Source organism: Pectinatus haikarae, from assembly GCF_050916305.1.
GTDB classification, from domain to species: Bacteria; Bacillota; Negativicutes; order Selenomonadales; family Selenomonadaceae; genus Pectinatus; species Pectinatus haikarae.
Window position 1 is genome coordinate 224,133 of record NZ_CP116940.1, and the last position, 12,607, is coordinate 236,739.

Below are 12,607 nucleotides of genomic sequence, written 5' to 3' on the forward strand. Positions count from 1 at the left end.
ATAATAGCGGCTGTTTTTATTTGCAATCACCGCTCCTTTGATCAAATCGATAATAGATAAAGTACAATTAATTTTTATAATCTCAGCATATATTCTGAATTGAAAAAATAAGCACTTTACATAAATAGCGCATTTTTATTCATGAATATTGATTATCCTTACTATATGATATATAATTAATTTATTATTTAAAATTATTCTGAAAATATATTGTCATTTTTTCTCATGTAAAACATGCAGTGCATATTTTATTATGTTTATTGCAACTCATCTATCCGCTCCGGACAGAGCAGAATAGATATATAGGAGTGATATTATGGCACTAAAGAAACTAAAAATTTCTGCAAATCTTAAAATTGCCGTAGTGGGTCTGGGCTATGTGGGCCTGCCGCTGGCAGCAGCCTTTTCAAAAAAAACGAAGGTGATTGGGTTTGATACAAGTGATGAAAAAATAAATATTCTGCGCATGGGTATTGATCCTACGGAAGAAATAGGTAATACTGAATTAAAAAAATGCGATATTTTTTATACAAATAATCCTGCTGAACTAAAAATGGCAAATTTCATTATAGCAGCTGTTCCTACTCCCATTAATGAGGATAATACACCAAATCTGCAGCCTGTCCTTAACGCCAGCAAAATCATTGGCGAAAACCTTTCTCCAGGGACGACTATCGTTTTTGAATCCACAGTCTATCCCGGTGTAACAGAAGAATTATGTATTCCACAATTAGAAAAATTTTCCGGGAAAAAATGCGAAAAAGATTTTTTTGTCGGCTATTCACCCGAACGGATAAATCCTGGAGATAAAATTCATCGTCTGCATAATATAGTTAAAATAGTTTCCGGCACAAATGATAAAGTGCGGGAAGATATAAAAAAAATATATGCATTAATCATAGATGAAGTTTATGAAGCTGAAAGTATCAAAGTAGCTGAAGCGGCAAAATTGATGGAAAATACCCAGAGAGATATAAACATCGCTTTTATAAATGAAGTGGCAGTAGCATTCAACAAAATAGGAATATCCACAAAGGCTGTAATTGACGCTATGGATACAAAATGGAATGCACTCGGCTTTCGTCCGGGGCTTGTCGGCGGGCATTGTATAGGTGTCGATCCTTATTATTTTCTCTATAAAACATCAATGAATAATACCAGCGCGGAAATCGTCTCTTTGGCACGGAAAATAAACAACAAGATGGGAGCTTTCATTGCCGAGTCTGCCATTCGTAAATTAATAGAAGAAAAACATGCTATAAAAAACGATAATATTTACATAATGGGACTGACCTTTAAAGAAAATTGCCCTGATATGCGCAATTCCAAAGTCATAGATATAATCCGTCAATTAGAAAGTTATGGCATAAATATAAAAGCATTTGATCCGTATGCCGACAAAAAATACATAAAGAAAAACTATAACATTGATATGGTAGACTGTACGGAAATAAATGATGCTGACTGTCTGATTTTTACCGTAGCTCACACAGAATTCATCGAATTTAATGACAATGCTTTAAAAACTTTGACTGCACAATCCTTTCAAGGTAATAAAACGGTTATTATAGACGTAAAAAATATCTATGATAGGGACCGCATGGAAAAAATGGGATTTGCCTATTGGGCGCTTTAGCTCTGCCGATAAATAATCGTACAGCATATGGAATATCTGCTGCTGTATTGCAGCGAGGATGCCAATTGCAATTTTTTCTTTTTATATGATATAAAGATTTATATTCTGTGCCAATTTTATGAAAAGAAGGGATGTATTATGAAAAATTTAATTATTATCTTCTTCTTCATCTTCACTGCAATACTGCCTGTGGTTTCAGTCAATGCCCAACAAATACCGGACTGGGCTAATGCTGCAGACAAACTCATACAGTCTCCCCGTAAGGACACTGCTTCCTCTGGAGCGCCTCTGCCAGCATTATATCAACGCTTCAACGAATCAGCACCTTATTGGATATATGATGTTTTTACACGACTGAACAATGCCGGACTGATAAGTCCGGATGATGCCGTTACCTTGGAACCGCATAACCTTAACAGACGAGAAGGAGCTATTTTAACAGCACGTGCATATAATTATTACCGCCAAAATAATCCATACATATATAATCAGCTTTCTGGCAATCAGCCAAATATTTTTTTATATGAAGATATAAAAAAGCTTATGCAGGAGTTTTCAATAGAAATTGAGGCATTGGGATACAATGCCGGCAAAGAAGCCTCAACAGAAAAGTCTGCAAGATCAATTGATAAATCATTGAAAATACGCGGTGAAATCCGCTACAACATCATTAACAACAGCAGCAGTAATCCCAGATACAACTGGAATGACCATCGCATTCGCACAAGGATTTACATGGATAAGCCCTTAGACGATACCTGGACAATACACGGTATGCTGGAAAGCGATAAAAGCTTTTCCCATTCGAATAACAATAGATACTACACCAATGCAAAAGACGGCAAAGTAAGCCTCGATCGTTATTATATAAGCGGCAGTACAAACCTCTTCAATCTTCCCGTAGATGTGGAAGCCGGAGCCACAAGCGCATATCTTGGCGACGGCAATATACTGGATTCCGATTTTAAGGGAGTAAAGCTTTCTACTTTTGGTGCAAATTCAGCTGATAAGTCCACTCTTTATTCTGCCGGATATGGTAAGGTTAATGATACAGAAAACATGTTTTATGCTGAAGCATATCACAAAACAAGCCGCGATATTGATTATACGGCAGGGGTATACCGCTGGAATAACTATGGTAACGCAATAAATATTTACAGCCTGGGTTCAAAATATTACACGGGTAATTATACACTGGGTGCCATGTATTTTAAGGCCAATAAAAACGACGGCAGCGATTCTTCAAATGGATATGTTTTATCGTCAATATATGGTTATAACCGCTCATGGGTGCCGGGTACATATGAGATAGCCATTCGTTATTATAATATGGCCGGAACAACTTATATCAACCATACTATGTCCGGATTGGGAAGCTATATGAACGGCTTCAAGGGGTATGGTGCAGGATGGTATTATACATTGATACCCAATGTCATTTTAGGGATAGAGTACTATGATCTGAAAGATAAATCCAGTGATGATCGAGTAAAAACATTGTGGGGACAGATTTCCTACGGCTTTTAAAGAACAAGAGCATAGCTTTCGAAATTGTAAAGGGGGATAAAGTTTATGCTGAACAGGAACATACTCATAGCTGTGTTTATTATACTGGCGGCCGCAATATGCGGATATTGGTATTTTTATAGTGCCGATTCCTACAGACACTCTGATATCACTGATTTGTCAATAGAATATAACGTTGACAATGAACTGGCACAAGCCAAGCAAAAAATCCATAATGATATCATTCCTGCCAAAATATATGTCAACTCACCCGAAACGAAAGAGATAGTTCTCACTTTCGACGGGTTACCTGACCCTACAACGACTGACCGTCTTTTAGATCTTTTAGACAAATATAATGTCAAAGCATCATTCTTTATTGATGGCAGCAGTGCTGCCATTGACAATGACTCCCTGAAAAAAATCCATGAAAGAAATTACACCATTGGCAATTACACCTATGTAGGCTTATCTGAACTGGATAAAATGCCCCAGGAAGAAATATTATTACAGCTGTTGAAAACACAAAAAGTGATTAAGGTAACTACAGGTACAGCAGCTGAAATATTCAAAGCACCTCAAACAACGTATACAACAGCACTCCTCAAAACAGCTGCCGCAGCTGACCTTAAAGCCGCGGTAAAAACCAATGTATATGTAAAAAAGGATACCATAGACACAGATGCCGCTGCCGATGCATTAATTAAAACCATTATTCCCGGCAGTATAATTTCTCTAGATGTAGCAACTCCTGTCAACAGAGTGCAATACAAACCTGAAAAAAAAGATGAACGACCAGCTTTTGACAAACAGCCTGGGCTGAAAACCGGTGTGGATAATAATATCGTCAGACAGAATATTGTCGATGTTACGGAACGCATCCTCAAATCAATGGATAAGTACAATATCAAGACAACCGATATCACAAATATGCGATTGGTCAGTGAACTTAAAACTGCCAAAAATAATAATATAAATATTGCTTCAATATCTATAAAAAAACTGCAGGAAAAAATTATTTTTTTAGCTGATACATTATTCTTCAGTAAAGCTCAAGCCCAAAATATTGATTATGAATACATCAGACAAAAAAATGCCGGTACTTTAGCTGAGCCCATAAAAATGATCTTAACAACAGAGCCATCCCTGAGTTTTGCTTTTGCAGGATTAACAAAATCTGATACCGTCTATGATATACTGAACCGCCTAAAAAGAATGAATGCAACAGGAACCTTTTTTGTTATGAAAAATGATATTGATAATAATCCGTCTATGATAAAAGATATAATAGCCAGCGGCAATGAAGTCGGTATCGGTATACGCTCACTCAAGAATTCAAACTTCTATACCGTATGTGCAGAAGTAGATTATGTTCGTTCCCGGCTTGAATCGATGGGAGCCTATCCATCCATAGCAATGCAGCCCTGGGGAGCAGTTGCCGATGAAACTCGTGAAGCACTTGCTGCGATGGGCTTAACCATGGTATCCCCCTATATAAATGCTGTAAGATCTGATATGAAAGGATATACTGCGGCAGAAAATGTTGTTAACGGGCTTTTCGGCAAATATGTATACTCTTTGGGAAGAGGCTGGATAGTTTATTTCCGCCTTGACTATTATGATGATGATTCTATGGCAGGAAAAGTAATGGACCTCATAAAACGTAAAAAAATAGACAATATAGCTTATAATTCCTTTTACGATGATCCCAAGGTCAATACACGCAATAATAATTCCGCCTATACTATAAAATCGGTAGGACAGATAATGTCAAATTCAGCCTATCGTTATGCTTTTTCTTCTGAAGCGGATGTTCCCGAATACCTGCACAGCCAATATAATCAAATGGCAGGACAAGCTCTTTCCTTTAAAAGTTATATCAAAGAAAGATTCATCGGTAATCCTGCTGTCAGCATCGACAGCAATGCTTATGGATTTTCACTTGCAGAAATGAGATCATTTGACAAAACCGGACAAATACATACAAATGATCCTGTCATTTTTTTTACCTTTGACGACTGGGGCACGGATGCAGCTATAAACCCATTATTATATGTACTTCGTAAACACAATGCAAAGGCCAATTTTTTTGTTCTTACACATAACGTAATGAATAACCCTAACCTTTTGCGATCCATCGCCATGGATGGTCATGACATAGGCTCGCACAGTGATTGGCATAAGCCTATGACTACACAGGATGCCCGGACAAATATTCAAAAAAGATCCGTACAATCACGTGAAGCATATATGCAGGATTTACATGACAGCTACAAAAAACTGGAAACAGTTGTTGGTGATGTTGTTATAAACGGGCAGCCGTCTCTTACACGATACTTTAGACCGCCCCAGTTGACTGTGAGCCGAATGGGCTTGGAAAGTTTATACGCCAATGGCTATACGTACGTCATTGATGGATCTTACAGCACACATGATTACGATCAGCCCAATCTGCTGAGTATGCTTAATGATATAAAAACCGGCATATATGAAAACGGAAAAGTAAGAAAAGGTGCCATCTTAGTGATGCATATGAGCGACAACGCCGAATATACTGCACGAGCTCTCGACCTGCTGCTCACGGCAAATGAACAGCGTAAAGATGGCGATCCTGCCAAATTTATTCCAGCCCGTCTTTCGGATTATTTAGTTGATGATTATAATCAGTCCAATCCGAAGTATACTAAAATGTCTGTTTCCAAAGATTCCAGCTACAATATAGGCGGTGAAAAATATGAACAATGAAAACAAAACGCCGAAACAGACAGCGAATATCAAAAAAAATATCGCTAATATACAAAAAAATGACATGACAAACAGGGACGATATCCTTCTTCAGCAAATGTCAGACAGAAGGATCCTCCCTAATGTACCTGACAAAGATAAAAAAAGGACAAATGTAGACCGCCGCGGTATAAATAACAGTAATCAACACGAAGATTATGTCGTCAGCAAACAAAAAGAAGACACCGGTCGACGCTATTTGGTAGATTACACAGTCAAAATAGAAATATTTGATGAAAATGGACACAAAAGCACTGTCGTCGGCCGAACTGTCAATCTATCAAGTTCTGGCATATCATGCAACATTCCCGAAGAATATCAGGAACTAGCAAAAAATTCATCATATGTCAGGCTGACTTTCCGCATTGCTCCCGGAACTATGCCGGAAGGATACGAGATGAAAATAAGAAAAATACGTGCAAAATGGGTGCGTTCTTATAAAGATCATACAAATAAAATCTGCTGTGCTTTTTGCTTTGATCAGATTTTAGCTCAATATATTTATGCTAAAAGGCAGTTTTATATGTTATCAATTGCATCTTTTTTCATATTTTTTGTCTGTCTGTTCATTATATTGCTTCGTTCATCCAGCATTCTTTACTTCAGCTTCAACAAAATACTGTATCTATACAGCATTCTCACCGCGACATTTCTTCTCAGCCGATATCTATTCGGTGCATTTTACAGACCGACACCGATAAATCCGCGGTTTACACCATCTGTAACAATTATAATTCCCTGTTTTAATGAAGAAGCATGGATAAAACGAACTATTCTGAGCTGCATCAATCAGGATTATCCCACTGACCGTTTAGAAGTTATAGTCGTAGACGATTGTTCCAATGATAATTCTGTAGCTATGATAAAAGAAATAATTTCCGAATTGCATAAAGAACAAGGCTATAATATAAAGGAAAGGATCCATTACTATGTTCAGCCAGTGAATGTCGGAAAAAGAGAAGCCCTGGCCATAGGTGCCAAAATGGCAAAAAATGATTTATTGGTTTTTGTCGATTCTGATAGTTTTCTTGATTCATTTGCAATAAGAAATATTGTACAGCCCTTCCAGGATAAAAAAGTAGGAGGCGTTTCCGGACGCACAGACGTGGCTAATACTTACACGAATGCTCTGACAAAAATGCAGTCCGTCAGATATTATATAGCTTTTCGTATATTGAAAGCGGCAGAAGGATTGTTCGATGCGGTTACCTGCTTGTCCGGTCCATTGTCCTGCTACAGGAAAGATCTTGTTTTGAAATACAGCAAAGCATGGCTGGACCAAAAATTTTTAGGTCAAAAAGCTACTTTTGGCGATGACCGTTCAATGACAAATTTTATTCTGCGCTCACATCGCACTGATTATCAGGACAGCGCTGTATGTTCAACAATAGTCCCTAATACCTATAAAATCTTTTTACGTCAGCAAATGCGTTGGAAACGTTCATGGCTCAGAGAATCGCTCTTAGCCGCAACCTACATGTGGAAAAAAGAACCATTTATGGCATTATCTTTCTATATGGGATTGCTTGTTCCCATGCTTGCCCCGATAATTGTGATTTACAATCTCATATATATACCACTAGCACACCGAGTTTTTCCTCTGACTTTTCTCATAGGCATTTTAATGATGGCCTTATTGATGAGCGTTGCCCAGCTATTTTTGCGCCGCAGCACCACATGGTTATACGGGATGTGGTTTTGCTTGTACTATGAGGCTGTGCTATTATGGCAAATGCCGATTGCCTGGGTGACTTTCTGGAAATCGACATGGGGCACGCGACTGACTGCCGCTGATATAAAAGCTTATGATGAACAAAATCATAAGGGAGGTAGTGCTGATGGAAAAAAATAATGATACTGACAGTAAAAATTTCTCTCGAATACGCAATAGGAAGAAATTTATACGAACTGTATTGCAGCTGGTATTATTAAGTGCAATCCTTCTATTTTCTATATACAATATTTTCTACAGAGATACCTACCAGCCATATACCGATAAAATACAGGAAGAAAAAGGATTTATAGCTCTATCCTATTTTGGTGTGCAGCGGACAGAAGGCAGTCAGCTGCTCATATCACAGGACAGATTGAGACACCAGCTTGAATCATTGAAAAAGCAAGGCTATGAAACAATAACTTCTGAAGACATATACAATTATTATAAAAATGGTGATAAACTGCCAGATAAGGCAGTTTATCTGATGTTCGAAGACGGACGCAGAGACACAGCCATTTTTGCCAAAGATATTTTAGAAAAATTAAACTATAAGGCCGCTATTTTTACTTATCCGGAAAACTTCACAAAAAAAGATAATAAATTTCTGTCACCGGAAGATTTGCAGCAGCTTCTGGACAGCACTTACTGGGAACTTGGTTCCAACGGTTACAGACTATTTTACATCAACATTTTTGACAGATACGGCAATTATCTTGGGGAAGTTAATCCTCTCATGTTTTCAATGATGCATCAGTATTTGGGCCGCAGATACAACCATTATCTCATGGATTATATCAGAGACAAATACGGTGTTCCCAAGGAAAGCTATGATAGAATGAAGGATAGAATAAGTTATGATTACGAGAAACTCGAATCTTCATATATAGACAATATCGGCTATGTACCGCCTGTCAGTATATTGATGCACGCCAATACGGGAAGCTTTGGCAATGATCCCCAGGTAAGCAATGTAAACGCCTATTGGCTGACCAAACTTTTCAAGCTGAATTTCAACAGGGAAGGTTACGCACTCAATATAAAAAACAGCAGTATATACGATTTAACACGACTGCAGCCTCAGGCATGGTGGCCGTCAAATCATCTTTTAATGCGTATAAAATATGATACCGGACAGGATCTGAATTTTGAAACCGGTGATAGTTCAAAATCTGCAGCATGGAGTGTCTTGAAAGGTGCCAGTGAATTCTTAGATGAAAAAATATATATAACTTCATTGCCGGAAGATCAAGGCATAATAAAATTAAAAAACAGCAACAATTATAAAAACATTAGTATAGATGTAAAATTGGAAGGCAACAAACAAGGCGAACAGGAAATCCGCATGCGCAGCGATGATGCCATGAACAACTATATAAGTGTACTGGTAAGCGGCAGAGAGTTATTTGTCAGAGAAAAAAAAGACAGCAAAGAGGTTGAATTAGCAAGTGTAAACCTTGATCGTATAAATAATATTCCCATAAAATCAATTGAAGAAGACAGTCTTGCTGCACGAAAAAAAGAATTGGAAACTTTTTCCCGCTATGCTCCATCCACAGGACAGGCACAGGTGTATTTAAAAAGATTAAATTCAGAAAAGACCGCTGCCCCGTCCGTAGCCGAGGGAGGAGAAGAATACATTCCCGAGATAAACGCTAATGAGAAGGGGGATATAAAATTATCAATTACACTGAAAGATGATGATATCAGCGTTTCAGTGAATGAAAAACCGGCAGTAAATACGAAACTTTCTAAAACAGATGCCGGCGGACTGTTTTTACTTTCAGGCTGGACAACCCATGGCTTCGATCAAAGGAATCTCACTGATGATGTTTACGACGCTGTATTTGACGGATTGACTATCAAGAACCTTTCAAGAGAAAATATCTTATTCTCTTCCAAATATACCGGAATGGAGAAAATAATATACACGGGGAAAAAATACGGTGAAGCAATTATTGGTTGGTTTGTAAAATATTTATAACGGAGGAGAAGATGAAATATTACCCCAAAATAACAAAACTTGCGGTTGGCTTTGCTTTAAGTTTAATACTGCTTTTTTCCGCCTATACGGCATGGTGTTCAACACGGCCTATGCCAGAAAGTCCTGCAGAAAATAGTGCGTGGCTTGTCTATTGGGATATGCCAAAGGACCCAAATAAACTGCCGTCAAAAAAGTACGACAGTATATCATATTTTGCTGCTTATTTTTCAGATGAAGATCAGTTGACTCTGCCCGACGATTTTGACTCTGCCGTCCTGTTGAACAATGATATTCCCAGAAGGTATCTCACCATTGTCAATGATGTTGTGTCACATAATAAAAACAGTCTAAAAAGTATTACTTTAGTAAAAAGAACTCTTGACGGCAATATGAAGAAAATTATCTATGCCGACAAGATAATTGCTCTGGCGCAGAAGAATGGTTTTAACGGTATTGATCTTGACTATGAACAAATTTTTAAAGATAAATATACAGCCGAAGAATATATACACTTTATTAAAATTCTTTACGATAAAGCATACGCCCAAAACATAAAACTGCGCGTCATTTTAGAGCCTTCTGTAAAATTTGCGGCTTACAATTTTCCCCGTGGTCCTCAATATGTAGTAATGATGTACAATTTATACGGGCTGCACAGCGGGCCGGGTCCCAAAGCTGATTTTGCTTTCATAGAGCAAACAAGTAACTCAATGAAGGCATTGCCAGGTCCGGTAGGTGCCGCCTTTTCAGCTGGTGGATGCCTGTGGGGAAGCAATGGAGAAAAAAGATTTATATCATCTGACCAAGCGGAAATGCTGGCACAAAAACATCAGACAAATACAAAGCGTGATGAAAAAAGCGGTGCATTGTTTTTTTCTTATAAAGATGAAAGCATAAACTATACTGTATGGTTTGCTGATAAAAAAACTATTGCGGAATGGTCAAAAAAAGCCGGCGAAATGGGTATCAATGCCATAAGTTTATGGCGCTTGGGTGACGATGAATGACCGATTCAAACATAAAAAATGCACTTCGAAAGTTTCTCGAAGTGCATTAATATTCTTATTGGTGCGGAAGACAGGACTTGAACCTGCACTCACGGGGAACTGGATCCTAAGTCCAGCGCGTCTGCCAATTCCGCCACTTCCGCATTGACATTAATTATACGTGTTTTTATTTATACAGTCAATAATTATTTAAATTTTTATCACAATTACTTCGACAAATCTATTTAATATAATCCTATATTCTTATGTTTTTATTTTATAGGCAATTGGTATTATATAGTCAATAATATTTTTTTATAAATTTATTGACTATATAATACACACATGCTATACTTAATGAGTATTCAACAATGTGCTAATTGAACTCACATATTTTTGTAAGTTATTGTTTGTACAATGATTTACAAAAGTGTGTGAGATTTTTTTATGCAGATAATATTATAGGAGGTACTTTATATGAATAAAGGTACAGTAAAATGGTTTAACGCAGACAAAGGTTTTGGATTTATTACAAGAGAAGATGGCGAAGGTGATGTTTTCGTTCATTTTTCAGCTATCCAATCAGAAGGTTTTAAATCTCTTGATGAAAACCAGAAAGTTTCTTTTGATATTGAAAAAGATAACAGAGACCCGAATAAGCTCAGAGCCATTAACGTTCAGGTAATGTAATTACCATTTATTTCAAGAAAAATTTACTGGCCGAAGAAATAATTGCAGTGAAAAGTCAATGCTTTTTCTTTAGCTAATAAAGTTTTTTTGAAGTATTACTACAGTCTTAACAAAAGACCTTGGCATTGGTATAAAACCGATGCTAAGGTCTTTTTTGTATATATTTTCTTGGCAATAATGGAAAATTCACATCGGAATATTCCTATAAAATACAGTTTTTTTATATCTTAAAAATTATATTATAAATGCTCAATTCTGTTGCGCCCATTACTTTTTGCCATATACATCGCCGCATCTGCGTCCTTTTTTATATCGGCTATCGTTTGATAATACGGTTTGTCATTTGATATGCCAATACTGACCGTAATATTAATAAGCGTGCCTTCCGCATCAAATTTTTCTTTTTCAATATATATCCTTATTTTTTCTGCCAGGGTTATCGCATCATGACAATCAGTCTGCGGCAGATAAACGGCGATCTCTTCGCCGCCAACCCTTCCGATAATATCGGTTTTTCTGCAATTTTCCACTATGCAGTCGGCAACTTCCCGCAGGACTGTATCTCCCGCTGCATGTCCGTAAGTATCATTAACCTTTTTAAAATGGTCTATATCTATAAACATAACAGAGAATGATGTATTTTCCCGTCTTGCCAGCCCTATCATTTTATTGCATATATCATTATAAGAATACCAATTAAGCAGCTGCGTCAAACCATCGCGAGAAGCCAGCTGCTTTAATTGTTCATTCAGCTTGGCCAACCGATGCTCGGTATTCTTATTCTCTGTTATGTCGGTCAGTACCGCTAATTCCGCAAATGCATAACCGGAATCATTACGCAGAGGTGCAACAACTACTTTGTATGTTTTATTATTGATCGCCAAATCATGTGCCGGTACAGTCTTATTTTGATCGAAAAGTCCGAAATCTCGTTCAATAATATTAGCATCTTCTTTACTTAATTCCGCAACTTTATGCCTCACCAAAGCATGAGGCTCAGAATTATTAATATCCAATAAAACTTTGCTGTCTAATATATGCTCTCCCTTCCTGTTAATCAACACAACCGATACCGGGATAACCTCAAATAACTTTTTAAGTGTAATAATTTCGTTTCCTACTTTGATCAAATTCTTCTTATCCATTTCATAGCTTGCCATATGATCACCAACTTTCATATTTCTCAAAAATATTATAAAACGATTATAATACTTTTGAACAGCTCTGAGCAATCATTTGAAAATAAAAACCTGTTTTTCTTGACCGTATCAGATCGTACATTGACTGATATGAATGCATACGTATAT

Annotated in this window: 8 protein-coding genes and 1 tRNA gene; 7 read left to right on the forward strand and 2 right to left on the reverse strand. The window is 37.2% G+C overall.

The genetic code is table 11. From position 1 onward, the window contains the following. The first annotated feature begins 316 nt into the window (after window positions 1–316). The 6 genes from NXG61_RS01120 to NXG61_RS01145 all read left to right on the forward strand — a co-directional run bounded on the left by NXG61_RS01120 (window position 317) and on the right by NXG61_RS01145 (window position 10,631). Entirely contained in the window at window positions 317–1,636 is a 1,320-nt protein-coding gene (locus NXG61_RS01120) for a nucleotide sugar dehydrogenase (protein ID WP_307223819.1), read from the forward strand. A 138-nt stretch (window positions 1,637–1,774) separates the two neighbouring features. Next, entirely contained in the window at window positions 1,775–3,163 is a 1,389-nt protein-coding gene (locus NXG61_RS01125; RefSeq protein WP_196603243.1) for a hypothetical protein, read from the forward strand. Between the two features lie 45 nt (window positions 3,164–3,208). Further along, a complete protein-coding gene (locus tag NXG61_RS01130) occupies window positions 3,209–5,887 on the forward strand; it encodes a polysaccharide deacetylase family protein (protein WP_307223817.1) in 2,679 nt (892 codons plus the stop codon). 64 nt (window positions 5,888–5,951) lie between these two features. Then, complete coding sequence (locus NXG61_RS01135) at window positions 5,952–7,778, forward strand: glycosyltransferase family 2 protein (protein ID WP_307223839.1); 1,827 nt, start codon at window positions 5,952–5,954, stop codon at window positions 7,776–7,778. Further along, window positions 7,765–9,624, forward strand: a complete 1,860-nt coding sequence (locus NXG61_RS01140) for a polysaccharide deacetylase family protein (protein WP_307223816.1) — start codon at window positions 7,765–7,767, stop codon at window positions 9,622–9,624. The genes NXG61_RS01135 and NXG61_RS01140 overlap by 14 nt, the downstream gene beginning before the upstream one ends. An 11-nt stretch (window positions 9,625–9,635) precedes the next feature. Continuing rightward, on the forward strand, window positions 9,636–10,631 hold the full coding sequence (locus NXG61_RS01145) for a glycosyl hydrolase family 18 protein (RefSeq protein ID WP_307223814.1): 996 nt from the start codon (window positions 9,636–9,638) through the stop codon (window positions 10,629–10,631). Window positions 10,632–10,690: 59 nt separating this feature from the next. On the opposite strand, the gene NXG61_RS01150 is transcribed toward NXG61_RS01145, so the two are convergent. Next, window positions 10,691–10,774: transfer RNA gene (locus NXG61_RS01150), tRNA-Leu, on the reverse strand. Window positions 10,775–11,087: 313 nt separating this feature from the next. Here NXG61_RS01150 and NXG61_RS01155 point away from each other — a divergent pair. Continuing rightward, window positions 11,088–11,300, forward strand: coding sequence for a cold-shock protein (locus NXG61_RS01155; RefSeq protein WP_196603239.1), 213 nt, complete (start codon window positions 11,088–11,090; stop codon window positions 11,298–11,300). A 239-nt stretch (window positions 11,301–11,539) separates the two neighbouring features. On the opposite strand, the gene NXG61_RS01160 is transcribed toward NXG61_RS01155, so the two are convergent. Next, a complete protein-coding gene (locus NXG61_RS01160) occupies window positions 11,540–12,478 on the reverse strand; it encodes a sensor domain-containing diguanylate cyclase (protein ID WP_307223812.1) in 939 nt (312 codons plus the stop codon). Between the last annotated feature and the right edge of the window lie 129 nt (window positions 12,479–12,607).